Source organism: Pseudomonas marginalis, assembly GCF_008692035.1.
Classification (GTDB): domain Bacteria; phylum Pseudomonadota; class Gammaproteobacteria; order Pseudomonadales; family Pseudomonadaceae; genus Aquipseudomonas; species Aquipseudomonas marginalis.
The window spans coordinates 386,628-412,427 of sequence record NZ_VTFG01000002.1 but is presented as its reverse complement, the minus strand read 5'-3'; the positions used below and the strand labels follow the sequence as shown (position 1 = coordinate 412,427).

General features: G+C 61.0%; 23 protein-coding genes. 11 read left to right on the top strand and 12 right to left on the bottom strand.

What is annotated here, in order from left to right:
- Positions 1-86: 86 nt before the first annotated feature.
- Positions 87-836, top strand: coding sequence for a sulfite exporter TauE/SafE family protein (locus FX984_RS21865; RefSeq protein ID WP_027606990.1), 750 nt, complete (start codon positions 87-89; stop codon positions 834-836).
- On the opposite strand, the gene FX984_RS21860 is transcribed toward FX984_RS21865, so the two are convergent.
- A complete protein-coding gene (locus FX984_RS21860; protein ID WP_065924438.1) occupies positions 826-1,707 on the bottom strand; it encodes a LysR family transcriptional regulator in 882 nt (293 codons plus the stop codon). The genes FX984_RS21865 and FX984_RS21860 overlap by 11 nt on opposite strands.
- 70 nt (positions 1,708-1,777) lie before the next feature.
- Here FX984_RS21860 and FX984_RS21855 point away from each other — a divergent pair, with 70 nt between their 5' ends.
- Complete coding sequence (locus FX984_RS21855; protein ID WP_186511919.1) at positions 1,778-1,984, top strand: DUF1127 domain-containing protein; 207 nt, start codon at positions 1,778-1,780, stop codon at positions 1,982-1,984.
- A gap of 45 nt (positions 1,985-2,029) precedes the next feature.
- Entirely contained in the window at positions 2,030-3,250 is a 1,221-nt protein-coding gene (locus tag FX984_RS21850; RefSeq protein WP_098480040.1) for a winged helix-turn-helix domain-containing protein, read from the top strand.
- A gap of 61 nt (positions 3,251-3,311) precedes the next feature.
- Here the strand turns inward: FX984_RS21850 and FX984_RS21845 are convergent, their stop codons facing one another.
- Positions 3,312-4,658, bottom strand: coding sequence for a class II 3-deoxy-7-phosphoheptulonate synthase (locus FX984_RS21845; protein WP_027606994.1), 1,347 nt, complete (start codon positions 4,656-4,658; stop codon positions 3,312-3,314).
- A gap of 124 nt (positions 4,659-4,782) precedes the next feature.
- Between FX984_RS21845 and FX984_RS21840 the strand changes: the two genes are divergently transcribed.
- Positions 4,783-5,538, top strand: coding sequence for a spermidine synthase (locus FX984_RS21840; protein ID WP_027606995.1), 756 nt, complete (start codon positions 4,783-4,785; stop codon positions 5,536-5,538).
- Between the two features lies 1 nt (position 5,539).
- Here FX984_RS21840 and FX984_RS21835 read toward each other — a convergent pair whose 3' ends face one another.
- Positions 5,540-6,331 (bottom strand): crotonase/enoyl-CoA hydratase family protein, encoded by a 792-nt coding sequence (locus tag FX984_RS21835; RefSeq protein WP_065924442.1) that lies wholly within the window; start codon positions 6,329-6,331, stop codon positions 5,540-5,542.
- A gap of 422 nt (positions 6,332-6,753) precedes the next feature.
- Between FX984_RS21835 and FX984_RS21825 the strand changes: the two genes are divergently transcribed.
- The gene (locus FX984_RS21825) at positions 6,754-8,427 is read left to right on the top strand and encodes a DEAD/DEAH box helicase (protein ID WP_027606997.1); all 1,674 of its coding nucleotides are present in this window, start codon (positions 6,754-6,756) and stop codon (positions 8,425-8,427) included.
- Positions 8,428-8,496: 69 nt separating this feature from the next.
- Here FX984_RS21825 and FX984_RS21820 read toward each other — a convergent pair whose 3' ends face one another.
- Positions 8,497-9,264: a DODA-type extradiol aromatic ring-opening family dioxygenase gene (locus tag FX984_RS21820; protein ID WP_098480041.1), complete on the bottom strand. Its 768-nt coding sequence runs from the start codon at positions 9,262-9,264 to the stop codon at positions 8,497-8,499.
- A gap of 105 nt (positions 9,265-9,369) precedes the next feature.
- Here FX984_RS21820 and FX984_RS21815 point away from each other — a divergent pair, with 105 nt between their 5' ends.
- The gene (locus tag FX984_RS21815; RefSeq protein ID WP_146478093.1) at positions 9,370-10,026 is read left to right on the top strand and encodes a thiopurine S-methyltransferase; all 657 of its coding nucleotides are present in this window, start codon (positions 9,370-9,372) and stop codon (positions 10,024-10,026) included.
- 53 nt (positions 10,027-10,079) lie between these two features.
- Here the strand turns inward: FX984_RS21815 and htpX are convergent, their stop codons facing one another.
- Both htpX and FX984_RS21805 read right to left on the bottom strand, forming a co-directional pair.
- Positions 10,080-10,967, bottom strand: a complete 888-nt coding sequence (gene htpX, locus FX984_RS21810; protein ID WP_027607000.1) for a protease HtpX — start codon at positions 10,965-10,967, stop codon at positions 10,080-10,082.
- A 303-nt stretch (positions 10,968-11,270) separates the two neighbouring features.
- Positions 11,271-12,482, bottom strand: a complete 1,212-nt coding sequence (locus FX984_RS21805) for a pyridoxal phosphate-dependent aminotransferase (protein WP_065924445.1) — start codon at positions 12,480-12,482, stop codon at positions 11,271-11,273.
- 202 nt (positions 12,483-12,684) lie between these two features.
- Between FX984_RS21805 and msrB the strand changes: the two genes are divergently transcribed.
- The 3 genes from msrB to FX984_RS21790 all read left to right on the top strand — a co-directional run bounded on the left by msrB (position 12,685) and on the right by FX984_RS21790 (position 14,269).
- On the top strand, positions 12,685-13,077 hold the full coding sequence (gene msrB / locus FX984_RS21800; RefSeq protein ID WP_092358497.1) for a peptide-methionine (R)-S-oxide reductase MsrB: 393 nt from the start codon (positions 12,685-12,687) through the stop codon (positions 13,075-13,077).
- Between the two features lie 218 nt (positions 13,078-13,295).
- Complete coding sequence (locus FX984_RS21795; RefSeq protein WP_027607003.1) at positions 13,296-13,781, top strand: glutathione peroxidase; 486 nt, start codon at positions 13,296-13,298, stop codon at positions 13,779-13,781.
- Positions 13,778-14,269: a MarR family winged helix-turn-helix transcriptional regulator gene (locus tag FX984_RS21790; protein ID WP_027607004.1), complete on the top strand. Its 492-nt coding sequence runs from the start codon at positions 13,778-13,780 to the stop codon at positions 14,267-14,269. The genes FX984_RS21795 and FX984_RS21790 overlap by 4 nt, the downstream gene beginning before the upstream one ends.
- Here the strand turns inward: FX984_RS21790 and FX984_RS21785 are convergent.
- Positions 14,223-16,532 carry a hybrid sensor histidine kinase/response regulator gene (locus FX984_RS21785; RefSeq protein WP_146478091.1) on the bottom strand — a complete coding sequence of 770 codons (2,310 nt, stop codon included), beginning with the start codon at positions 16,530-16,532 and terminating at the stop codon, positions 14,223-14,225. The genes FX984_RS21790 and FX984_RS21785 overlap by 47 nt on opposite strands.
- Positions 16,533-16,694: 162 nt before the next feature.
- On the opposite strand from FX984_RS21785, the gene FX984_RS21780 reads away from it, so the two are divergent.
- The gene (locus FX984_RS21780) at positions 16,695-17,585 is read left to right on the top strand and encodes an ATP-binding protein (RefSeq protein ID WP_027607006.1); all 891 of its coding nucleotides are present in this window, start codon (positions 16,695-16,697) and stop codon (positions 17,583-17,585) included.
- Entirely contained in the window at positions 17,582-18,064 is a 483-nt protein-coding gene (locus FX984_RS21775; protein ID WP_092358501.1) for a GAF domain-containing protein, read from the top strand. Before FX984_RS21780 ends, FX984_RS21775 begins: the two co-directional genes overlap by 4 nt.
- 27 nt (positions 18,065-18,091) lie before the next feature.
- Here the strand turns inward: FX984_RS21775 and FX984_RS21770 are convergent, their stop codons facing one another.
- The 5 genes from FX984_RS21770 to FX984_RS21750 all read right to left on the bottom strand — a co-directional run bounded on the left by FX984_RS21770 (position 18,092) and on the right by FX984_RS21750 (position 25,746).
- Positions 18,092-21,727: a transporter substrate-binding domain-containing protein gene (locus tag FX984_RS21770; protein ID WP_146478090.1), complete on the bottom strand. Its 3,636-nt coding sequence runs from the start codon at positions 21,725-21,727 to the stop codon at positions 18,092-18,094.
- Positions 21,728-21,735: 8 nt separating this feature from the next.
- On the bottom strand, positions 21,736-22,356 hold the full coding sequence (locus tag FX984_RS21765; RefSeq protein ID WP_027607009.1) for a response regulator transcription factor: 621 nt from the start codon (positions 22,354-22,356) through the stop codon (positions 21,736-21,738).
- Positions 22,357-22,612: 256 nt separating this feature from the next.
- Positions 22,613-23,008 carry a response regulator gene (locus FX984_RS21760; RefSeq protein ID WP_027607010.1) on the bottom strand — a complete coding sequence of 132 codons (396 nt, stop codon included), beginning with the start codon at positions 23,006-23,008 and terminating at the stop codon, positions 22,613-22,615.
- 171 nt (positions 23,009-23,179) lie between these two features.
- On the bottom strand, positions 23,180-24,511 hold the full coding sequence (locus FX984_RS21755; RefSeq protein WP_027607011.1) for a deoxyguanosinetriphosphate triphosphohydrolase: 1,332 nt from the start codon (positions 24,509-24,511) through the stop codon (positions 23,180-23,182).
- Between the two features lie 71 nt (positions 24,512-24,582).
- On the bottom strand, positions 24,583-25,746 hold the full coding sequence (locus FX984_RS21750) for an EAL domain-containing protein (RefSeq protein WP_027607012.1): 1,164 nt from the start codon (positions 25,744-25,746) through the stop codon (positions 24,583-24,585).
- Between the last annotated feature and the right edge of the window lie 54 nt (positions 25,747-25,800).

The following is a 25,800-nucleotide window of genomic DNA, read 5'->3' as shown; positions in this document are numbered from 1 at the left end:
GGCACAGCCATTGTGCGTTGCTGTGCGTTTCCGCGCCAGGGTCGACTGCGTAGCATGCAGGGCCTGGGAATGTGGAGTAGCGAGCGGTGTTGGATTTAGCGGTGTATCTGGTATTGGGCGTGGCCCTCGGCACGGTCGGTGGCCTGTTTGGTATTGGCGGTGGGCTGATTGCGATCCCGGTCCTCGGCGTATGGTTCGGCCTGGACCAACAACTTGCCCAAGGCACGGCGCTGGTGATGGTGGTGCCGAACGTGATGCTGGCCCTGTGGCGTTACCACCAGCGCAATCGCATCGAACTGCGCCACGCCCTGCCGTTGGGCATCATGGGCTTCAGCTTTGCCTGGCTCGGCTCGATCTGGGCTGTGGGGCTGGATGCAGGCGCCATGCGCATCGGCTTTATCGTGTTCCTGCTGACGCTTTCGGCTTACAACCTGCTGCGCATGTTCACGCGCAATGCACCGCCGACGGCACACATGCGTTATTCCTGGCCCTGGCTTGGCGTGTTGGGCGCGGCGTCCGGTTCCATGGGCGGTTTGTTTGGGGTGGGCGGCGCGGTGGTGGCCACGCCGGTACTGACCAGTGTGTTCGGCACCACCCAGGTGGTCGCCCAGGGCTTGTCCCTGGCCTTGGCCCTGCCCAGTACCGGGGTGACCCTGGTCACCTATGCCTGGCACCACGAAGTGGACTGGCTGATCGGCATCCCCCTGGCTGTCGGTGGCCTGCTCAGTATCAGTTGGGGCGTGAAAGTCGCCCACGCCCTGCCGGAAAGGCTGTTGCGCGGCCTGTTCTGCGGCTTCCTGGTGCTGTGTGCGGTAATGCTGACCTTTAAAGTCTGAAGCCTTCGAGGATGTACTCCGCCAGGCAATCGGTGATCGGTGAGGCCATCAGGGGGTTACGCAGCAAACGCAGGTTCATTGACGGCAAGGGCGGTAGCCCTTCCTCGCTGCCGAGTATGCGCAGGTCTGCAGTCACCAGGCTTTCCATGCTGACCATGGCCGCCAAGCCCGCGCTGACGACTGCCTGGATCGCCGCCCCATTGGTGCTGTGATAGGCGAGGCGATAACTGCGCTCGACCGAATCCAGTGCCCCCAGGGCCCATTGGGTGTAAAGGCAGTCAGCACCGGAAATCGCCAGGGGCAGGGCGTCGTGCTCGTCTACGCAAAAGCACGGTGCTGCGGCCCATACCATGCGTTCGGAACGCAACAGTTCCCCGACATCATTCCCGGGCTCTCGGCTGATCACGGTCAGGGCCAGGTCCCGGCGCTGCATCAGCACCGTGGACGCCTCGCAGTGCATCTCAATCTGGATCAGCGGGTATGCCTTGGAAAACCGCTGGAGAATCCCCGGCAGGAAGCGCATCACGTAGTCATCCGGTGTACCGATGCGTACCAGCCCCACCATATGCGGCTCGCGCAGGGTGTTGAACACTTCGCTGTGCAATTTCAGGATGCGCCGCGCATAGCCCAGCAGCACTTGGCCCTCGGGGGTAAGCCGCACTTGCCGGCCATCGCGCTCGAACAGTTTGCGCTGCAGCACGTCTTCCTCCAGGCGCTTCATCTGCATGCTCACCGCCGATTGGGTGCGGTTGACCCGTTCACCGGCGCGGGTGAAACCGCCTTGGTCGGCGATGGCGACGAAAGTGCGCAGTACCTCAGTGTCGATGCTCGGGTAGCCGGACAATTGATCAATCTCCGAGATGTATTGCATAAGAAACATTCGTTGGATTGATCTTAAGGCCAGGCACACACTCGCGTCATCCCCATTGGAGGGCGAGAAGATGAAAGGTCAAAGAGGCTTTGTGTTGATGGCAAAACGTCCGTTTTCCGGGCTGTTTCACAGGATTGCCCGTTGGCAGGCGCTGCATGGGGAACGCCAGGTCCTGGCCAGCTTGAGCGATGATGCGCTCAAGGACATCGGGCTCAATCGCGGCGACGTTGAGCAGGATCTCCATCTGCATTTCTGGCAAGACCCGCTGCGAAAATGACCCCGGATGCAGTAGGGTGGTTGGCGAGCCCACATGGAGAACCTCATGGCCGCCGACCTGTCTTTTTCCCTCAAGCAAGCTCGGCGCATGGCGCTGGCGGCCCAGGGATTTTCCGGGCGCCAGGCGCCCGTACTGATAAAAGCTGCGCACATCAACCGCGTGATCGAGCGCTTGGGCGTGTTGCAGATTGACTCGGTCAATGCGCTGGTGCGCTCTCATTACTTGCCGCTGTTTTCCCGCTTGGGCGGTTACTCGCCGTTGATGCTTGAACAGGCGGCCTGGAGCCAGGGCCGGCGGCGTTCGCTGTTTGAGTATTGGGGGCACGAGGCCTCGTTGCTGCCGATGGCGTTGTATCCCTTGATGCGTTGGCGTATGGAGCGGGCGCAGCAGGGACGGGGCATCTATTCGCAGATGGCGCGCTTCGGTCGTGAGCAACAGGCCACGATCCAGCGCGTTTTGCAGACTGTCGAACAGCAGGGCGCGCTGGGCGCGGGCAGTTTGTCGACCCGCGAAGAGCGAGCCGGACCCTGGTGGGACTGGAGCGATGAAAAGCACGCGCTTGAGTGGCTGTTCGCCGCCGGCCTGGTGACCGTTGCCGGCAGGCGTGGTTTCGAGCGGCTGTATGACTTGCCCGAGCGCGTCATCCCGGCTGACATCCTCCAGCAGACGCCATTGACCGAGGCCGAGGCCCAGCGTGGCCTGTTGCTGCACAGCGCCACCGCCTTGGGTGTAGGCACCGAAAAAGACCTGCGCGACTACTTCCGCCTTGACCCCGTCGACAGTCGCAGTCGCCTGGCGGAATTGGTCGAGGACGGGCAATTGCAGGTGTGCCAGGTGCAAGGCTGGAAGCAGGCAGCATACTGCCTGCCCGGGCCAAAAGTGCCACGCAAGGTGTCGGCCAGCGCACTGCTGTCGCCCTTCGACTCGCTGGTCTGGGAGCGCAGCCGCACCGAGCGCCTGTTCGATTTCCGCTACCGCCTGGAGATCTACACCCCGCAACACAAACGGGTGTACGGCTACTACGTGCTGCCGTTTTTGCACAACGAGCGGATCGCTGCACGTATCGACCTGCGGGCCGAACGCGCCAACGGGCGCCTGGCCGTGCATGGGGTGCACGAAGAGGAGCCGGGGCTGGATGATGAGGGAATGCAGGCGCTGGCCCTGAACCTGCGGCAAATGGCCGACTGGCTGGGGCTGGAACAGGTCCAGCTCAATTGCCAGCGGCCGAGTGCCGACCGGCTGCGGTTTGCCATGCTGCACGTGTAGGAGGAAGGTACTTTCGTGGCGAGCGGGCTTGCCACAACAAGCCCTATTTTCCAAACGTCTGCTAGCGTTTGACCTGCTTCAAGGTCTCGGCAATCAGGAACGCCAACTCCAGCGACTGATCGGCATTCATCCGTGGGTCGCAGTGGGTGTGGTAGCGGTCCGACAAGCCATCTTCGGTGATCGGCCGTGCGCCGCCGATGCACTCGGTGACGTTCTGCCCGGTCATCTCGATATGAATCCCGCCGGCATACGTGCCCTCGGCCTGGTGCACCTGGAAGAACTCCTTGACCTCGCCGAGGATCTGCGCAAAGTCGCGGGTCTTGTAGCCGCTGCTGGCCTTGATGGTGTTGCCGTGCATCGGGTCGGAGCTCCACAGCACCTGCTTGCCTTCGCGCTGCACCGCGCGAATCAGCTTGGGCAGGTGGTCGCCGACTTTGCCTGCACCCATGCGCGCGATCAGGTTGAGGCGGCCGGGGTCGTTGTCGGGGTTGAGGATGTCGATCAGGCGGATCAGGTCATCGGGGTTCATGCTCGGGCCGACTTTCACGCCGATCGGGTTGTTCACCCCGCGCAGGAATTCGACATGGGCGCCATCCAACTGACGGGTGCGGTCGCCGATCCACAGCATGTGGGCCGAGCAGTCGTAGTAGTCGTTGGTCAGACTGTCGCGGCGCACGAAGGCTTGTTCGTAGTTGAGCAGCAGCGCTTCATGGGCTGTGAAAAAGCTGGTTTCGCGCAACTGCGGCGAACTGTCCATGCCGCAGGCGCGCATGAACGCCAGGGTTTCGTCGATGCGGTCGGCCAACTGGCTGTATTTTTCGGCCAGGGCGGAGTTGGCGATAAAGTCCAGGTTCCACTTGTGCACCTGGTGCAGGTCGGCAAAACCGCCCTGGGCAAAGGCGCGCAGCAGGTTGAGGGTGGCGGTGGACTGGTGGTAGGACTGCAGCAGGCGGTCCGGGTCCGGCACGCGGCTTTTTTCGTCGAAGCCGATGCCGTTGACGATGTCACCACGGTAGGCGGGCAGGGTGATGCCGTCGAGGGTCTCATCGTTGGCCGAGCGCGGCTTGGCGAACTGGCCGGCCATGCGCCCGACTTTCACCACCGGGCAGCCGGCGGCGAAGGTCATCACGATGGCCATCTGCAGCAGCACCTTGAAGGTGTCGCGGATTTTTGCGGCGGAGAACTCGGCAAAGCTCTCGGCGCAGTCGCCACCTTGCAGCAGGAACGCGCGACCCTGGGTCACCTCGGCAAACTGACGGCGCAACTCGCGGGCTTCCCCGGCAAACACCAGCGGCGGATAGCTGGCCAGGCTCTGCTCCACTTGCAACAAGTGCGCAGCGTCCGGGTACTGGGGTTGTTGCTGGATTGGCAGGGCGCGCCAGCTGTCGGGGCTCCAGGGTTGGCTCATCATGAACTCGATTGGGTGGTTGACGGTCGGGCGCCAATGTTATCAGCAATTAGTGCGTGACCTGTTGCCGCCGGTTGGCCGACAATCGCGCCTTTGCCGTGGGGTAACCCCTTTAGGAGTAGTGATGAGCGAGGAGCGTGTCGAGCGCCTGCTGGCCGAAGTCCATGATGATTTCGGCATGATTCGTGTGCTCGAGGTGGCCGATTACCGGTTTCTCGAGTTTGGCGACGCCATCGAGCAAAGCTGCGTGTTCACCGCTGACCCGAGCTGGCTGGAGTACGACTACACCCGCGCGATGCTGATCGGCGCGTTGTGCCATGAGCAGCCGGAGAGCGCACTGTTCCTCGGCCTGGGAGCTGGCACCTTGACCCAGGCCTGCCTCAAGTTCCTGCCGCTGGAGGATGTCGAAGCCATCGAGCTGCGCCCCGATGTGCCGCGCCTGGCCATCGAATACCTGGGGCTGGATGATGATCCGCGCCTGTATATCCGCATCGGCGACGCCTTGGAACTGTTGGAGAGCGCTGAATCGGCGGACCTGATTTTCGTCGACCTCTACACGGATGTCGGTCCCGGCGTCGGACACCTGGCCTGGACCTTCCTGGAAAACTGCCAGAAGAAACTCAACCCCGGCGGTTGGCTGGTGATCAACCAGTGGGCCACCGACGATGGCAAACCCTTGGGCGCGGCGCTGCTGCGTGGTTTGTACCACCGGCATTATTGGGAACTGCCGGTGAAGGAGGGCAATGTGATCCTGTTGGTGCCTTCGGAGCTGGACCAGGCGCTGGATATGGAGGCGCTTTCTGCTCGGGCTGAGTTGTTGGCGCCGCGTCTGGGTTACTCGTTGCAGGCGTTGATCAAGGCGATTCGTCCGGCTACATAAGCTAGATGCCCTTGAACACCCCCGGCCGCTTCTCGACCATCGCCCGCACGCCTTCCTTGGCATCCTCGCTGTTCAGCAATTTATCCACCATCGGCGGCAGCGCGGCGGCGGCAACGGTTTCGCCTTCCATGTGTGCCAGGCGGGCCGACATCAAGGTGGCCTGGACGCCAAGCGGCGCCTGGCGCGCGATGCGGCTGGCGAGTTCGATGGCGCGGGGCAGCAGGTCTTCACTGGCCATGACTTCCTGCACCAGGCCCAGGCGCAGGGCTTCATGGGCGTCGAACTCATCGCCGGTGAGCAGCCAGCGCATGGCGTTGCCCCAGCCGGCGATCTGATGAAAGCGCAATGTCGCGCCTCCAAACGGAAAAATCCCACGTTGCACTTCCATCTGCGCAAAGCGGGTATTGCTCGCGCACAGGTTGATATCCGCCGCGAGCATCAACTCGATACCGATGGTCAGGCAGTAGCCCTGGGCCGCGACGATCACCGGTTTGCTGACCCTGGGGCCGGCGAAAACGCCCCAGGGATCGCAACCGCCCAGGGGCGGTTGCCAGCCTCCAGCCATCACGGCGCTGACATTGGCCAGGTCCAGGCCGGCGGTGAAGTGGTCACCGTGGGCAAATACTACGGCCACCCGTGCTTCGTCATTTCGATCAAATTCGCCATAAGCCAGGCTCAGTTCATTGAGCAGGTCCAGGTCAAAGGCGTTGCGCTTGGCGACCCGATCCAGTCCCAACAGCAGGACATGGCCCTGGAGTTCACGGCTGACGCGGCTGCTGCTGGCTTGATTCATCGGGTGTGCCCTCGGGCGCAATGAAGGGTTTCAGACCAAAGGGTCTCGATGCAAGGTGAACCGTTTAAGCGTTATGACCAGCAGGGCCGGGCCTTTGAAAAATAGACCCTGCCGCGCTTATCTGCAAAGACTGTGATGCAGCGCGGTTTATCGGCGCCTGGCGATAAAAAAAGCTCCCTTTTTCAGGTATTTCCGGTATAGTGCGCGCCGGCCTTTAACCGGGCCGCGTTTAGGTAGCGCAATTCCCCGAAGTCAGCTTCGGCTGCACGTCCGCACAGCGGACTCTCCCTTGACGAATCTTTTTCATTCATTCGTTTTCGCAAATCCCCGCCGACAAAGCAGCCAGGGCGACTCTTGAGTCTCAACACGGCATGCGCAGCTTTGGAGCATGGGTCTTTGCGGATGCACTTAGAGGCAGACCCATGACCCAGGAAACCGGCGGCTTCGCCGCTTTTAATCTTAACCCGAACATTCTCGCTGCCGTCATCGCGACCGGCTACGAAGAACCTTCGGCGATTCAGCAGCAATCGATCCCGATCATCATGGCCGGCCAGGACATGATTGGCCAGGCGCAAACCGGTACCGGTAAAACCGCCGCGTTCGCCCTGCCTATCCTGCACTGCATCGATCCTGCCAAGCGCGAGCCGCAAGCCCTGATCCTGGCGCCAACGCGTGAGTTGGCGCTGCAAGTAGCAACCGCTTTTGAAACCTACGCCAAGCAAATGCCAGGCGTTACCGTTGTTGCCGTCTACGGCGGCGCGCCGATGGGCCCGCAACTGAAGGCCATCCGTAATGGCGCTCAGATCGTCGTGGCCACCCCGGGCCGTCTGTGCGACCACCTGCGTCGCGACGAGAAAGTCCTGTCGACCGTGAACCACCTGGTTCTGGACGAAGCCGACGAAATGTTGAAGCTGGGCTTCATGGATGACCTGGAAGTCATCTTCAAGGCACTGCCTCCGACCCGTCAGACCGTCCTGTTCTCGGCCACTCTGCCACAGTCGATCCGTGCCATTGCCGAACGCCACCTGCGCGATCCGCAACACGTGAAGATCCAGACCAAGACTCAGACCGTTACCGCGATCGAACAGGCTCACCTGTTGGTTCACGCTGACCAGAAGACCTCGGCTGTATTGAGCCTGCTGGAAGTCGAAGACTTCGACGCCCTGATCATGTTCGTGCGTACCAAGCAAGCGACCCTGGACCTGGCCAGTGCCCTGGAAGCCAAAGGCTACAAAGCCGCTGCGCTGAACGGTGACATCGCCCAGAACCAACGTGAGCGCGTGATCGACTCCCTCAAGGATGGCCGTCTGGACATCGTTGTGGCGACCGACGTAGCGGCTCGTGGTCTCGACGTTCCGCGTATCACCCACGTGTTCAACGTTGACATGCCTTACGATCCGGAATCCTACGTTCACCGTATCGGCCGTACCGGCCGTGCCGGTCGCGAAGGTCGTGCACTGCTGCTGGTGACGCCACGTGAGCGCCGCATGCTGCAAGTGATCGAGCGTGTAACCGGTCAGAAAGTCGCCGAAGTCCGCCTGCCGGATGCCCAGGCCGTTCTCGATGCCCGCATCAAGAAACTGACCAACAGCCTGTCGCCGCTGGTGGCTGACGCTGAATCGACCCACGGCGACCTGCTGGACCGCCTGACCGCCGATATCGGTTGCACCCCGCGTGCCCTGGCTGCAGCCCTGCTGCGCAAGGCTACCAACGGTCAGGCCCTGACCCTGGCGGCCATCGAGAAAGAGCGCCCACTGGTGCCGAACAACGCGCCACGCGGTGATCGTCCAGAGCGTACCGGCGACCGTCCGGACCGTGGTGATCGTGAGCGTCGCGCTCCGGTTCCATTGGCAGAAGGCCGTGCCCGTTGCCGTACCGCGCTGGGCGCACGTGATGGTATCGCTGCCAAGAACCTGCTGGGCGCTATCCTCAACGAGGGTGGCCTGGCACGTGAAGCCATCGGTCGCATCCAGGTCCGTGACAGCTTCTCCCTGGTGGAGCTGCCGGAAGACGGTCTGGAAAAACTGCTGACCAAGCTGAAAGACACCCGCGTTGCCGGCAAGCAATTGAAGCTGCGTCGCTACCGCGAAGATTGATCCGCCCTTGGGCTGATTGATCGCACATAAAAAATCCCCGACTGGTTCGGGGATTTTTTTTGTCCGCTGTTAACCGAAGCGGTAGATGTCCATACCCAGCGCGCCCATGGTGAACCCCTGGTGTGCAACGCTGAAGTCACCCCCGGCGCCGCGCGCAAAGTACAGCGGCAACAAATGTTCATCGCTGGGATGGCTGCGCACGGCGTGGGGCGCCTGGCGACGGTAATCATGCAAGGCCGCCTCGTCGTTGGCGGCGAGTGTCTCCACCATCCAGTCACGGAAGTCGCGTGCCCAAGGCTCGATACTCTCAGGTCCGGCCTGCCAGTTCAGCTCCCCCAGGTTATGGGTGATGCTGCCGGAGCCGATCAACAGCACGCCCCGTTCGCGCAAGCTGGCCAAGGCATGCCCGATGCGGGTTTGCAGGGCAGGGCCCATGTGGCTGGGCAAGGAGACTTGCACCACTGGAATATCCGCTGCCGGGTACATCAGCGAGAGCGGCACCCAGGTGCCATGGTCAAACGGGCGGCGCTCATCGATTCGCGCCTGCAAGCCGTCGGCATGAAGCAGTTCGACAATTTCGCCGGCCAATTGCGGGTCGCCCGGTGCCGGGTACTGCACGGCGAACAGCTCCCGGGGGAAACCGCCGAAGTCGTGCCAGGTCTCGGGCGCGGCACTGCCGCTGACCAGCAGTTCCTGGCTTTCCCAATGTGCCGACACCACCACAATTGCCTTCGGCCGCGGCAGTTCAGCGGCCAGGCGCTGCAGGGCGGGGCCGCTGGCGCCGGGTTGCAGGGCAAGCATGGGCGATCCGTGGGAGATAAACAGGCTGGGCAACATAAGGAAGGTCCTGAGGTTTAACATGGGCCCATCTTCAATCAGATCATTGATCTAAATCTAATATAAGTTTTAGCGCTTTTTGATCGAATTTTCGGAGGTGATTCCATGGAGCCCAAATTTTGGCAGGAGCGCTGGGCGCGCAATCAGATTGGCTTTCACCTGCCCGAGGTCAATCCTTACCTGCTGCGGTATTGGCCTGTGCTTGGCCTTGCCCAGGGCGCCAAGGTGCTGGTGCCGCTGTGTGGTAAAAGCCTGGACCTGATGTGGCTGGCCAGCAACGGCTATCACGTATTCGGCGTTGAGCTGTCGGAGCAGGCGGTAGAAGCCTTTTTCAGCGAGCAGAACCTGACGCCGCGCATCACTCGGCACGGCGTGTTCAAGGTGTACCAGGCTGATTTGATCGAAATATGGTGCGGCGATTTCTTTGCCTTGGATGCCGGGGCACTGGCTGACTGCACGGCGCTCTACGACCGTGCCGCACTGATCGCCCTGCCGCCGCTGATGCGCGCGCAGTACGCCGACCAGTTGAACAGCCTGTTGCGGCCAGGCTGCCAGGGACTGCTGATCACCCTGGACTACGACCAGACGCAAAAAGCCGGCCCGCCCTTTGCGGTGCCGGATGATGAGGTGAAGGTGCTGCTGGGTTTGCAGTGGCGCCTGGAGGTGCTCGAAGCCCAGGATATCCTGGGTGAGAGCTGGAAGTTCGTGCAGGACGGTGTCACGTGTCTTGAAGAGCGCGTTTATCGGCTCACCAAGGGGTAAAACCCGCGCACAAAAAAGGGGCGATCCAATCGCCCCTTTTGCATTACCGGGTATCAGCCCCGACGACGCAGCGCGTCGATACGCTCTTCCAGCGGCGGGTGGCTCATGAACATGCGAGCCAGGCCCTGCTTGACACCACCGTTGATGCCAAAGGCGGTCAGGCTGTCGGGCATATGCACCGGCAGGCCCTGTTCGGAGCGCAGGCGCTGCAGCGCACTGATCATTGCACTGGTGCCAGCCAGGCGCGCGCCGGCTTCGTCTGCACGGAACTCTCGTTTGCGCGAGAACCACATCACAATCGCGCTGGCCAGGAAACCCAGCACCACTTCGGCAAAGATGGTCGCTACGAAGTAGGCGATCCCGCGGCCGCCTTCGTTCTTGAAGATCACCTTGTCGACAAAGTTGCCGATGATCCGCGCAAAGAACATCACGAAGGTGTTCACCACGCCCTGCACCAGCGCAAGGGTAATCATGTCGCCGTTGGCTACGTGGCCGATCTCGTGCGCGAGGACCGCCTTCACCTCATCGGGTGAAAAGCGCTCGAGCAGCCCTTGGCTGACCGCCACGAGGGCGTCGTTCTTGTTCCAGCCCGTCGCAAAGGCGTTGGCCTCGTAGGCAGGGAAAATCCCGACCTCGGGCATTTTTATACCTGCTTCCTGAGACAACTGCTCCACGGTCTGCATCAGCCATTGTTCATGGCGGGTGCGTGGTTGAGTGATGATCTGGGTGCTGGTGCTCATCTTCGCCATCCACTTGGAGATGAACAGCGAGAACAGCGAACCGGCAAAACCAAAGACCGCACAGAAAATCAGCAGCTGATTGAGGTTCAGATCAACCCCGTTGGCCGCCATGAACCCGTTGAAGCCGAAAAGGCTCAGGGTGATGCTGGCAATCAGCACGACCGCCAGGTTGGTAGCCAAGAACAGCAGGATGCGCATCATGGTTGTAGAGTTCTCCTCATGCTTAATATGTCGCGTACTGCGGGGTATATAAGGTGCGGCTTGGGGTGATTCAACCGAGCGACTATTTCAAACTGTGTCCTACAGCCTGAATGTAGAGCCTTGAAGGGATTTTCCGATGATGAATACTACCCGTGAAAAGCTATTTTTTGCCTTACGGGCCCGTAACTACAGGGGCTTGTGGATGTAGAAACGCAAATGCAGTACGGGGAATGTGCATAGCCAGAGAAGTGTTGCCAGATAATCGCTGTACGACCGAATGCCGGTCGTACAGCGCCACGTCGGTTACTGGCGATAGGACTTGAGGAAATTGCCGATACGGCCAATGGCCATGTCCAGGTCATCCACGCGGGGCAGGGTCACCACTCGGAAGTGATCCGGCCACGGCCAGTTGAACGCCGTGCCCTGGACCACCAGCAGCTTTTCCGAGAGCAGCAGGTCGAGCACGAATTTCTCGTCGTTGAGGATCGGGCAGACCTTCGGGTCGATCCTCGGGAAGGCGTACAGCGCGCCCATGGGCTTGACGCAGCTCACGCCCGGGATTGCATTGAGCAGCTCCCAGGTACGGTTGCGCTGTTCCAGCAGGCGGCCCTGGGGCAGGATCAGGTCATTGATGCTCTGGTAGCCGCCGAGGGCGGTCTGGATTGCGTGCTGGCTCGGCACGTTGGCGCACAGGCGCATGTTGGCCAGCATGTCGATGCCTTCGATGTAGCTCTGGGCATTGTGCTTGGGCCCGGAAATCGCGATCCAGCCGGAGCGGAAGCCCGCCACGCGGTAGGACTTGGAGAGGCCGTTGAAGGTCAGGCACAGCAGGTCCGGCGCCAGGGAACCGGTGCAGATATGCACCGCATCGTCGTAGAGGATCTTGTCGTAGATCTCGTCGGAGAACACCACCAGGTTGTGCTGGCGTGCCAGCTCGAGCATGCCCAGCAGCACTTCCCTGGAGTACACTGCACCGGTGGGGTTGTTCGGGTTGATGATCACCAGGGCCTTGGTGTTCGGCGTGATCTTGGCCTTGATGTCGGCCAGGTCCGGGAACCAGTCGGCGCCCTCGTCGCACAGGTAATGCACCGGGTGGCCGCCGGCCAGGGTCACGGCGGCGGTCCACAGTGGGTAGTCGGGTGCTGGCACCAGCACTTCGTCGCCGTTGTTGAGCAGGGCCTGCATGGACATCACGATCAGCTCGGACACGCCATTACCCAGGTAGATGTCTTCGATGCCGACGCCTTCGACCTGCTTCTGCTGGTAGTACTGCATCACGGCCTTGCGCGCGCTGAACAGGCCCTTGGAGTCGCTGTAGCCCTGGGCGGTGGGCAGGTTGCGGATCACATCCTGGAGGATTTCATCCGGCGCTTCGAAACCAAAGGGCGCCGGGTTGCCGATGTTCAGCTTGAGGATGCGATGGCCTTCCTCTTCCAGGCGCTTGGCGTGCTTGAGCACCGGGCCGCGAATGTCGTAGCAGACGTTGGCGAGCTTGTTCGATTTGCTGACCTGCATGGCGATGTGATCCTGAAAATGAACGATCCAGACGGTGTGGGCACTACCGTACTGTGAATGCTGCAAGGCCCGCACCCATAAATACGTTTGAATGCCGGTAGCGCGGGTGCCAGACTGGCGTTTTGAAGAGGCGCAATCATACGTGCCGCCTGATCCATGGAAAAGATACAGATCAGGCTTTTTCAGTTGCCGAGGTGTACCGATGGAAAAGTTGCAGAAAACCGTTGAAGAATGGAAGGCAATGCTCGATCCGGAGCAGTACAACGTGTGCCGTCTCAAGGGCACCGAGCGTCCTTTCAGCGGCAAGTACAATGAGACCCGCACCGATGGCGTGTATCACTGCATCTGCTGCAATGCGCCACTGTTCGATTCGACCACCAAGTTTGACTCCGGCTGCGGCTGGCCGAGTTTCTACGCGCCGATCGCCGACAGCGCAATGATCGAGATCCGTGACGTCAGCCACGGCATGATCCGCACCGAAGTCACCTGCGCCCAATGCGATGCGCATCTGGGCCATGTGTTCCCGGACGGTCCGCCGCCGACGGGGCTGCGGTATTGCATCAACTCGGTGTGCCTGGATCTTGTGCCCCGTTAACTCGACTGGCGTCGGGCCCCTGTAGAAGCGAGCTTGCTCGCGAAAGTCGTCAACGATTACACGGGCATTCTGGTTCAGCCCGGTGTCCTTGAGTTTTTCGCGAGCAAGCTCGCTCCTACAGAGTGTTGATGAGGTGTCATCAGTGCGGTCAATTAAATTGCACGCAATTGAATTGCCTACTATGTTTCATCCTCTTTCTCCCTTATCGAGGCACTGCCATGAGCAACAACCTGCTGAGCATCCCTTGCACCACCATCAAGGGTGAGCAAAAGACCTTGGCCGATTTCGCCGGCAAGGCCGTCCTCGTGGTCAACACCGCCAGCAAATGCGGCTTCACCCCGCAGTACAAGGGCCTGGAGCAACTCTGGCAGCAGTACAAGGACCAGGGCCTGGTGGTATTGGGCTTTCCTTGCAACCAGTTCGGCAAGCAGGAGCCCGGTGACGAAGGGGCGATTTCCGAATTCTGCGAGCTGAACTTCGGTGTCAGCTTCCCGTTGTTCAAGAAGATCGACGTCAATGGCAGCGATGCCCATCCACTGTTCGTGCAACTGAAAAAACAGGCGCCGGGCCTGCTGGGGTCCAAGGGCATCAAGTGGAACTTCACCAAGTTCCTCATCGGCCGCGACGGCCAGGTGGTCAAGCGCTTCGGTCCTGCCACCAAGCCGCAGGACTTGACCCAAGAGATCGAAGCCTTGCTCAAATGACCGACCTGCCCAGCGTGTCCCTGGCCCTGGACAACCAGCTGTGTTTCAAGCTCTACGCTGCGTCACGCGCTGTCACCCGTGCCTATAAGCCGATGCTCGACCAGTTGGGTCTGACCTACCCGCAATATGTAGTGATGCTGGTGTTGTGGGAGTGGCACGCCACGCCTGCGCTGCAGCCGACGGTCAAGGCCCTGGGGGAGCGCCTGATGCTCGACTCGGGCACGCTGACGCCGCTGCTCAAGCGCCTTGAACAGCTTGAGTTAGTGACGCGTCGGCGCAGTGCCAGGGATGAGCGTGAAGTGCACTTGAGCCTGACCGAGGCCGGTGTGCAACTGCGGGACCAGGCCCATGGCCTGAAGACCCGCCTGTTGTGTGATCGCGGCATCGACCTGAATCAGGCCGATGCCTTGCGCGATGGTCTCGACCAGTTGCTTGCGCAGCTTAAAGACTTGTCGTCCCAGGCACCCACAAGTCCAGCAGGGCATTGAGTTCTTCGCGGCGGAACGGCTTGGCCAGGTAATCATTCATCCCCGCCGCACGGCAGCGCTCGCGCTCTTCGGACAGGGCATTGGCGGTCAACGCGACAATCGGCAGGTCCGGCCAGCGTCCGCTGCGCCGAATCTGCCGGCTGGCCTCATAGCCATCCATCACCGGCATGTTGCAGTCCATCAGCACCATATCGAAGCGTTGTTGTTCAAGAAACGTGAGCGCTTCGCCACCGTGGGCAGCCACGATCACTTCGCAGCCCAGTTTGCTGAGCATGCCCTTGGCCACCAGTTGGTTGACCGGGTTGTCCTCCACCAGCAGGATGCGCGCCCGATGTGCGAGCGGTGCGGCATCCAGTTGGACGGGGTCAAGCACCAGGTGCGCGTCGGTGCGCAAGTTGCGTTGCAGGATCTGGTACAGCGCGTTGCGGCTCAAGGGGCGTGCCTGTTGGTGCAACGGCGCCAGTGCCGCCACTTCTTCGCTGGGCATGAAGTTGCCATAGGCGGTCACCAGCAGGATGGGCGCGGTGATGCCCGGCCGTATGCGGAACAGGCATTCCGGGCAGTCGGTAATCAGCAGGTCGGGGGTTTGCCCGCTCAAATCGTCATCCATGGTGAAACAACGCAGGGACAGTCCCCAGCAGGGCAGCAGGGCCGTGAGCAACTCTGTCAGGCCGCTGCCGGCGTTGGTGATGGCGATGACCTCGCCTTTGAGAGGCGCTGGCTGCACCGCGGGCAAATGGGCCGGCAGTGGCAGGTCTGCGCAGAACTGACTGCCAAAGCCCACTTCCGAGCTGATACTCAAGCGCCCCTTCATCGCTTCGCACAGGTTGTGCGTCAGTGCCAGGCCCAGGCCCGTCCCGCCATACTGGCGAGTGATGCCGGCGCCGGCCTGGGTGAACGGTTGGAAGATTTTCACTTGGGCCTCCTGCGCAATGCCGATGCCGGTATCGCAGACTTCAATGCGTACGCCGCCGTCGTGGGTACGCAGGCGCACATCAACCCGACCAAAGCGGGTGAACTTCAAGGCGTTGGAGAGCAAGTTGCTGACAATCTGCCGCACACGGGTCGGGTCACCGAGCACCTGGGCCGGGAACTGCGGGTCGATCAGGCAGCTCAGCTCCACGCTCGGTGCGGCGTTCTGCGATAACAGGTTGGCGGTGTCTTCCACCAGCGCGCCGAGGTCGAAGGGGATGCGCTCCAGCTCCAACTGGCCGGCGTCGAACTTGGACAGGTCGAGAATATCGTTGAGCAGTTCCACCAGCACTTTGCCGGAGTCATGGGCGATAGACAGTTGCTGGCGTTGTTCGGCGTTCAACGGGCTGTCCAGCGACAGTGCGATCATGCCCAGCAGGCCGTTGAGCGGGGTGCGGATTTCGTGGCTCATGTTCGCCAGGAAGGCCGCCCGGGCCTGGGCCATGCCCAATGCATGCATCTTGGCGGCTTCCAGCTCATCGTTGGACTGGGTCAGCCGCTGGTTGCTGGCCTTGAGTTCAAGGGTGCGCGCGGACACGATATGTTCCAGTTGCCCCAGGTATTCGGTCAGCCGATCCTCGGCGTGGCGGCGCTGCTGGATTTCGGTTTCCATGTTTTCGAATTGCTGGTTGGCGACGTCCACCAGCACCCCGATTTCATCGTGCTCATGCCCCGGCGGGCAGTCCAGGCGTGCCTGCTTGCGGGTGCTCAGCTCACGAATAATGCGCACCAGCGGTTGGGTCAGCATGACGTAGAACAGGCCCAGCAGAATCCCGGTCAGCAACAGGCTGCGTGCGAACCCGTTGAGCAGGGTGATCTCGGCGCGGCGCAGGAACCGGCTGCCAAAGGCGTAGGTGTCGACGTCCAGGCGCAGTACGCCAAGTGACTCGTTGGGCATGTGGCTCAGGAACAGTTGGTCTTCGAACTGGCGGTTGGCGCCAAACATGAAGTCACTGATAGGGCGGTAGGTGCTTTCCTTGCGTGGCCGGTCGACATCGGCCAGCACCACGCCATTGTTGTCGATCAACTGCGCGCGAATGATGGCGGGGGAGTGCAGCAGGCCCAGGGTCAGTTCCTGGGCCAGTTCGGCATCGATGTTGTAGGCGATACGTGACGCGGGGTTATGGCTGATTTCGATCAGCGAACGTATTTCGCGGTTGATGGATGCGTCTTCGCTGGCATAATCAATGCCGATTTGGATCAGGCTGAGCAAGGTTCCCAAGACGAAACCGACCAGCACCGTCAATCTGGCTTGTTTATAAGACAAGCGGTGGGCGAACTTGATATCCATTGAGTGTTGAACCACTTCACGTTTCCCTTCGCCCGGCAAGCATAGCTGAACATCCACACGCCCAGGCCTGCCCGGCATGAATCGTTTTTACGCAGCCCCAAGCGGTCTGTCGCAGGGTTGCCAATACGCCATCTTTTGCAAGAACTTGCCAGAGGAATAATCGTGGATTCTCGATTGAGTGCCTTTCTGGAGCGAGCCGATGCCGTGCTCGCCCGCCTGGAACCCTTGTTGCCCGCGCCGCGCCAAACCATCGACTGGAACCAGTGCCTGGCCGCCCGTTGGCAGCGCGAGGGCCGCAGTGGCTTCCTGTTGCCGCTGGACGTGAGCCTGGACATGCGCTTGTCCGACCTGATCGGCGTGGACAAGCAACGTGAAACCCTGGCGCGCAACACCCAGCAGTTCCTGGATGGCCTGCCTGCCAACCATGCGTTGCTGTGGGGTTCGCGGGGCACCGGTAAATCGTCCATGGTGCGCGCTTTGCTCGCTCAACACGCCAAGGCCGGTCTGCGCCTGATCGAAATCGAGCGTGACCACTTGGCCGACCTGCCGCGTGTGGTCGAGCAATTGCTCAAGTTGCCGCAACGTTTCATCCTGTTCTGCGACGACTTGTCGTTCGAAGCCGGCGAAGGCGACTATCGGGTACTCAAGAGCGTGCTGGATGGCTCCCTGGAACAGGCCCCTGAAAACGTGCTGCTGTATGCCACGTCCAACCGCCGCCACCTGGTGCCGGAAAACCAGAGCGACAACGATAACTGGAAGCGCGTGGACGGTGAGTTGCACCCAAGCGAGGCGGTGGAAGACAAGATTGCCTTGTCCGACCGCTTTGGCTTGTGGCTGTCGTTCTACCCGTTCACCCAGGAACATTTCCTGGACGTGGTCGAGCACTGGATCGGTGAGCTGGCGAACAAGGCGGGTTTGCAGTGGCAGCGCGATGAGGACCTCGACATTCTTGCCGTGCGCTGGGCCACCGGGCGCGGCAACCGCAACGGTCGTTGCGCGTATCAATTCGCCCGTTACTGGGTGGGTCTTAAATTGCTGGAGCGTCAACCATGATCGATTTACAACAAGCCGGCGCCGGCCTCGGTGGCTATGCCCTGCTGAGTGCCCAGCTGGAGTCGCTGCTGGCCGATGAGCGTGATTTCATCGCCAACAGCGCCCAGTTTTCGGCTTTCCTGTTCAGCCAGCTGGATGACCTGAACTGGGCGGGCTTTTACCTCAACCGCAATGAAGAGCTGGTGCTTGGCCCGTTCCAGGGGCAGATCGCCTGTGTGCGTATTCCGTTCGGCCGTGGGGTGTGCGGCGCGGCCGCGGCCTCGCGGCAAACCCAGCGAGTAGACGATGTGCACGCGTTCCCCGGGCATATCGCCTGTGACAGCGCGTCCAACAGCGAACTGGTGGTGCCACTGGTCAAGGACGGCGCATTGATTGGTGTCCTTGACCTCGATAGCCCGTCGTTGGCCCGCTTTACCCCCCAGGATCAGGCCGGTATCGAACAGCTGGCGGCGATTTTCCTGCGTTTGACCGACTGCTGATCGAAATAGGGGGCGCAGCCCCGCCCCTTATCGGCCATCCAGTTCGTCAAGCCGCACTTGCAGCATCCTCTCCAACTCCAGCATCAACTTCTCCAGGGATTTCACACCCGCTTCGATCAGGGGCCGATCATCGCCCCGGGCACAGGCCTGTTCGACGGCTTCGCATTGCGAGGCCAGCGCAGAGGCTTGAACGATGCGCGCGGCCCCCTTGATCTTGTGAGCCTGTTCGATGATCTCTTCGGGCAAGGCCTGCGCAGCGATCAGTGCAACCAACTCCTGGCGATCCTGGCGACTGCTGCTCAGCAACTCCTCCAGCAAGAGGCGGCTCATGTGTGGATCGCCACCGGTAAGGGCCTCGAAGTTGCCGATGTCCAGGGTCATGCCGCTGGGTTGAGGACTGATCTTCGCCAGTTGCAGCTCCAGCGCCGTAAGGTTGATGGGTTTGAACAGGCAGTCATTCATGCCCGCCTGCGCACAGCGTTGTTTCTCTTCGGGCTGGGCATTGGCGGTAAAACCCAGTACCACGCAAGGCGTCAGTTGTTCGCGCTCCTCGTATTCGCGGATCGAACGACTCAGTTCGTAGCCATTCATGATCGGCATGTTGCAATCGGCGATCACCAGGTCAAAGTGCTCCTGGCGCCAGGCCTGGAAGCCGGAGGCGCCGTTCTGGGCGGCGGTGTACTGATGGCCCAGGTAGCCGAGCTGCTGGCACATCAACAGGCGATTCGCCGGATGATCGTCCACCACCAGCACATTGAGCACCGGCACGTTCGAGGTCTCGGCGGGCTTGAGTTCTTCGGCCACCTGCAGCGCCTGCAGGCGATTCATCTTCAGGCTCACATGCACCTGGGTGCCCACCATGGGCACGCTGCTCAGGCTCAGTTGCCCGCCCATCATCGCGCACAGGCTGCGACAGATCACCAGCCCGAGGCCCGCACCGCTCCTGGCCAGCTGTCCTGAGTTGTCCGCCTGGGCAAAGGGTTCGAACAGGCGCATCTGGTCGTCCCGGCTGATACCGATGCCGGTGTCCTCCACCACCAGTTTCATCTCGACCTGCTGCGGCAGTTCGGTGGCCGATACTTCCACCTTGATCTTTACCTGGCCACGTTCGGTGAACTTGATGGCGTTGCTGATCAGGTTGGACAGCACCTGCTTGAAGCGCAGCGGGTCGATCAGCACTTCGGTGTGCTCCAGATCAGGCGTGAACTCCAGCAACAGGCTAAGGGTCTTCTGGCGTGCCAGGCCGTCGAAGACACGCACCACCGACTCGATCACCTCCCTCAGGTTGACGCGTTCCGGTGCCAGGCTGAGGCGCCCGGATTCAATCCGCGCGATGTCCAGGATGTCGCCGATAAGCTCCAGCAGATCCTTGGCCGAGTTGTAGGCGACTTCGATGGCCGGGCGGTCGAGGTGGCCCTGGTCCGCCCGCTTGAGGGTCAGCTCGAGCATGCCGATCACCGCGTTCATCGGCGTGCGGATTTCGTGGCTCATGGTGGCGAGGAACGTGCTCTTGGCCCGATTGGCTTCGTCGGCTCGCTCCTTGGCGGTGCGGAGTTCGTCGAACAACTGGCGTCGTTCACTGATATCGATCCAGCCACCGATGATGCCCTGGACTTCACCGACGGAGTCGCGGTACGGCAGGATCCAGTGGTAGATCGTCAGTTTTTTTCCGCGAATATGCAGGGTGCGGTCCAGGATCAGCGGGTTGCCCTCGGCCACCACGCGCTGATAGTCGGCATGGTATTGCGCCGCCTCGACTGCAAGGGCTGTGCTGATCTGGACCGCGCTTTTACCTATCACGTCCTCGCGCTTGACGTCGAACGCCTGCAGGTAACTGTCGTTGCAGGTCTGCAGCAGGCCCTTGTTGTCACGTACGTAGATCGGGTGCGGGGTTTCATTGACCAGGGCGCGCATGAACTCGAACTGATCATTGAGGGCGCGCTCGGCCATTTTCCGGTGCTTGATCTGGCGGCGCATGTACGCGTTCCAGCTCAGGGAAATCAGCAGCAGCAGGCCGGTCCCGATGACGATGCGCGCAATCAGTTGGTGATAGTCGCGCCAGTAACTGTCCGAGGCCGCGGTATAACCGCGCCAACGACTGTTGATCACGCCGAGTTCGTCCGGGGCGATGCTGAGCAACGCCTTGTCGAGAATCGAGCTGAGCTCGGTGGCGCTGCGGGACGTCGCCAGCCCGAAGGTGGCCGGCATCGTGCCGATGCTGAAGCTGATTTGGATCTTGTCCTGGAGTATCTGCGAGGACAGGAAGTAATTGGCGACCACCAGGGTATTCACCGCGCCCTCTACATGGCCTTGTACCAGCAGTTCGGCTGACTTGAACGTGTCGCCGGTATCTACCAGCTGAATCTTTGGGAAGTGCTCACGCAGGAATTTTTTCAGCGGACTGCCCTGCGTGATCGCCAGGCGCTTGCCCTCCATTTCCTCAAGGCCTGTGGGGGCCTGGCCGTCCTTGCGTGTCAGCATCACGTAGGAGTTTTCCAGGTAGGGACGACTGAAGTTCAGTTGGGCTTCTCGCTCGACGCTGGGGATGATTGCGCCGACGATGTCCGCTTTGCCGCTCTCTACATGCTCGATCATGGTGTTCACATCACGCCCGCGCTGGATCTCGAAGCGCAGCCCGGTGCGCAGGCGAATCAGTTCCAGCAGGTCGGCGGTAATGCCGCGAAAATTGCCATCGGCGTCGAAGAAGGTCAGCGGCGCAAAGGTAGGGTTCACGATCACTTTGACGACCGGGTTTTCCCTCAGCCAACGTTCTTCGCGAAGGGTCAGTTGCAGCTTTTGGTCGGTCAGGAGGATGTCGCTGCCAGCACTCCAGCGTTTGGCAATGGTTTCCCGTTCGGCAGCGGGCACGGCCCTCAGGACGGCGTCGACGATGCTCAACAGCGTCTGCTGTTCCTGGGGCATGGCAAAGCTGAATCCATAGGCTTCATGTTTGCCGAAGTTCGCCATGCGAATGTTTTTCAGGTAACCCTTGTTGATCATGTAGTGGGTGGAAATGGTATCGCCGAGAAAGACGTCTGCCTGGTCGAAGGCCACTGCATTCAAGGCGTTTTGATAAGAAGGATAGGCACGGATGATTGCCTTGGGGTAGAGCCTTTCCACTTCGTGCAGTGGCAGATAGTGATAGACCAGTGCCAGGCGCATGCCGGCCAGCCCATCAGCCAGGCTGCGGGTTTCGCCTTCGCGGGTCACCAGCACTGGCCGGTCCACGGCGTACGGCTCCGACAGGGTCAGGCTGGGATTTGCCGCTTCAAAGCTGTTGGAGGAACCCAGTAAATCGATTTCACCCGCTTCGAGGGCATGAATGGCGGCCTCTCGGGAGGGGTAGCGCAACACTTTTACCGGTACGTCCAGCGCCATTGCCAGCAAGCCGGCGTAGTCGGCGGTGAGTCCCTCATAGTCACGCCCGCTGGAGGTGAGGTCAAAAGGCGGGTAGTCAGGAAACGCCGCGCCCAGTACCAGTTCGCGTTTGTTCTGGAGCCATTGGCGCTGGGCCTTGTTCAGGTAGGGTTCCAGCTGCACGGAGCTCGCACGACTCAAAAGGTTGAAATGCTCCGGGCTTGCTGGAGGGGTGGCAGGCACGGCGGTGCTGAAGCACAAACCGGCACTCAATATAATCAAATAGTCCTTTATACGCCTGGGCATCCGGTTTCTCACACTAGCGCGTTCCGTTTTGCCATCTCGATAAGTTCTACCAAGGACTTGGCTTGAAGTTTCTGCATCAGTCTCTTTTTATAAGTACTTACTGTTTTATTGCTCAGGAACATACCTTTGGCTATTTCCTTGTTGGTGCGGCCTTGTGCAAAAAGTTGCAGTACCATCAACTCCCGGTCGTTAACCGCCTTGAACAGTTCAAGTTCCTTGCAGGCCTCATCGTTGGGGTTCAAGGCTTGGCTGGGGAAGTAGTTATAACCGGACAGTACAGCGCGGATGGCGCTCATCAGTTCGCTCAGGTCACCTTCCTTGCACACGTAGCCATCGGCTCCCGAACGCATGCAACGCGTGGCAAACAGGGTGGGGGATTGAGCCGTCAGCACCAGGGTTTTCATCGACGCGTTCATGGCGTTGAATCGGCAAAGCACTTCCAGTCCGTCGAGTTTTGGAATGCTGATGTCGAGGATGATCAGGTCCGGCATGCATTCGCGGACCATTTGTATGGCGTCGCATCCGTTATCCGTTTCGCCGACTACTTTGAAGTTTTCTTCATGTTCCAACAACATTCGTATGGCAAGTCTTATCACCGGATGGTCGTCAATAATAAAAACTGTATTCATGATCATATTCCATGCAAGTACAAATAAAGCGGGCACATTAGCTCAGAAGCCGATGGGTAAGCATGAACTTGGGGGGTGGCAGGTATAAAACAGGAAAGTTCCTACATTAAAAAAGGTAAAAGCCTACCTGTCTCTAAGGAGCTGTAACGCAAGAGGCCAAGGTTCCGCAGGGGCATGGGCCGAAGGAACATGGCAAGGACTTTACGGTGGTTATGCGCGATTTTTCCGACCGGTCGATCTGTTTAAAGTCCTACATTTATAACGTGAGTAATGTATGGGTCAAATGTTCAAGCTCATCTTTATTCAACGGCTTTGGCAAGTAGCCGAGCAAGGGCAGGCCACGTTTGAGGGCTTGGGTTTGCAACGCTGAAAGTTCTGCCTCGGGAAGTCCGCTGAGCAGGATGGCGGCCTTGATAAAGCATTGGCGACTGGCGATTTCAATCAATTCAAGCCCGGGCAGGTCGGGCAGGCACTGGTCACAGAGGATGATGTCGAAGGGCGCCTCGGCCTGGGTCATCAAACGGATCGCCTGCTCGGCGTTTTCGGCCGGGGCCAGGTGCTCGAAGCCGAAGCTTCTCAGCAGGCATTGGGTGGCGAGGAGCTGAAAGGGATGGTCCTCCACCAACAGGATCCGAAAGGGGTAGTGGGGCATAGAAGGCACACGGTGAGTCAAGCGTCGATAGGGGGCACGTAGGAACTGTTCGCCAGACCTGCCCGGAGCGTGCGCGATTATTCTTCGGGCGCTTGTGCGAATTCGATCAGGCCGCTCTGTTCCCATCGTAGGCAGATTCTGTTCAGTGAACAGGCGGCGTGATCAGCCAGGTTATTGAGGGCTGGAGCGCCCGGTCATCTCCCGTGCCATCTCGGTGGCATAGCTGTCGGTCATGCCGGCGATGAAGTCGATCATGCGCAGGAACGACCTGTGCAGCGGCCACGCAGGGTCCGGCGCGTTGTTGCCCAGCAGGTCGAGAATGCGCCGGTTCTTGAACGACGGCGTGCGTCCGCCGTGCTGCTCCAGGGCCGCGCCGCAGAAGGCGTTCAACAGGATTTCCAGGGTGGTGTAGGCGCCGATCTCGTGGAGGGTCTTGCGCTTGTCCTGGAAGATTTTCTTGCGCGCCATGTCCTTGGCATCCAGCACGCAGCGTTTGGCGGGGCCGTGCATGTGCTCCACCAGGTCGCCGGGCAGGGTGCCGGCAAGCAAGGCCTCCTGTTGTTCGACGAAGGCGCGCGCCGCGGCGTTGGTCAAGTGCTCGATGGCCTTGCCGCGCAGGATCGCCAGCTTGCGTCGGCGCGAGTCCTGGGCGCCCAGTTGCCGGTAGGTCTGCGGCAGGTCGTCGCCCACCAGGTCGAGCAGCAGTGACTCGACTTCGGTGTACTCCAGCAGGTCCATTTCCAGGCCGTCCTCCAGGTCGATCAAGGCGTAGCAGATGTCGTCTGCCGCCTCCATCAGATAGACCAGTGGATGGCGAGCCCAGCGTTGTTCCTCGAGTTGCGGCAGGCCGAGCTTGCCGGCGATCTGTTCGAGGATCGGCAGTTCGCTCTGGTAGCAGCCGAACTTGTGTTTCTTGTAACCCAGGGAGTCGGCGTGGCGGGCGGTCCAGGGGTACTTGAGGTACGTGCCCAAGGTCGCGTAGGTCAGGCGCGTGCCGCCGTCGAACTGGTGGTATTCCAGTTGGGTCAGTACCCGGAAGCCTTGGGCATTGCCTTCGAAGTTGAGGAAGTCATTGCGCTCGGCGCTGCTCATGTCGTCCAGCCAGCCGCGCCCCGCTGCCTGCTGGAACCAGTGGCGGATGGCGTCTTCGCCGGAATGCCCGAACGGCGGGTTGCCGATGTCATGGGCCAGGCAGGCCGATTGCACCACCATGCCCAGGTCGCTCGGGTCGCACCAGTCGGGCAGGGCGCTGCGCAGGGTTTCGCCCACGCGCATGCCGAGGGAGCGGCCTACGCAACTGACTTCCAGGGAGTGGGTCAGGCGTGTATGGATATGGTCGTTGCTGGACACCGGGTGCACTTGGGTCTTGCGGCCCAGGCGGCGAAACGCGCCGGAGAAGATAATGCGGTCATGGTCTTTGTGAAACGGGCTGCGGCCGAGTTCTTCCGGGCTGTGCAGGGGTTTTCCAAGGCGTTCGCGGGTAAGCAGGGTGGGCCAATCCAAGGCGGGTACTCTCCGTACGGTGAATGACCCGCCCAGCTTCCCGGTTCCGCCTTGGCGGGGCAAGCGAAAATCTACAGGCCGGCCGCGTCGATATCGATTAACAGCAAGCGCTGACCGTTATCGAAGAATTGTCCGGCGGTGAGGCAGTACTGGTTGGTGGTGGCGTCGCGGTAAGTCGAGGACAGCGTCAGGCGACGCTCTTCCCAACCTTCGGCCAGCAGGTGATAGAAGTACGGGCGCCATGACCAGTTGTGGCCCAGGTAACGGCTGTCGGCCTGCCAGGCGTCCTGGCGCCATTCGAAGTTGGGGGTCAACTGGGTGCCATGCCGGTCGCATTGGTAAAAGCGCAGCAGCCAGGGGAAGGCCGGCAGTTGGGGCAAGTGATCCAGCGGGGCTTGGGCCTGTGCCCAGGATTGCAGGATCTTCATCAGTTCGGTCAATTGCTGGCGCAGTTGCATGATGCGCCCGCGTTCGGCCAGCTTCTGCTGGACATACGCCGCGCGCAGTTGGTCAAAGCGCGGCACGAAGGCGTCGGTGGCGAACCAGTCCAATTGCGCCTGGGCAAACAGATAGCCCTGCACGTAGCGCGAACCGCATTCCAGGGCGAAGCTCAGCTGCGCCTCGGTTTCCACGCCTTCGGCAATGATCCAGCAGCCGGTCTTTTCCGCCATCTGCGCCAGCGCCCGCACGACGTCACTGCTCGGTCCGCCCCTGGCGGCTTGCTGGAACAGGCGCATGTCCAGCTTGAGGATGTCCGGCTGCAGCGCCAATACCCGGTCAAGCTGGGAATAGCCGGCGCCGAAATCATCGATGGCGATGCGCGCACCGGCCTCGCGATAACGTGCCACCACCTCGGCCAGGCGCTGGATGTCGCCGCCCAGTTCGGTGATCTCGAACACGATGCGCTGCGGGTCGACGCCATGGCTGTGGATCTGTTTGAGGCTCGGCAGCGCCTGGCCCGGGCGCAGTTGGTTGATCCAGCGCGGCGAGATATTCAGGCTGAGGAACCAGTCTTCGGGGGCTTCATGCAGGCGGCTTAACGCGTTGTCGCGAATCTGCCGGTCGAGACGGCGCAAGCTCGCGCCTGGCGTGCGTGGGTCGGCGAACAGCGGGCCAACGGACTGCAGGCGGCCATCAGCCTGGCGTAGACGCCCCAAGGCCTCGACGCCGGCAATGCGCCCGGTGGCGGTATCGATAAACGGTTGGAAGCAGGCGAGCGGTTGCCCGTCGATCACGGGGCCTCCTTAAAAACACTGGCGAAAAAAGACCCGGCCCTCGAAAACGAGGAC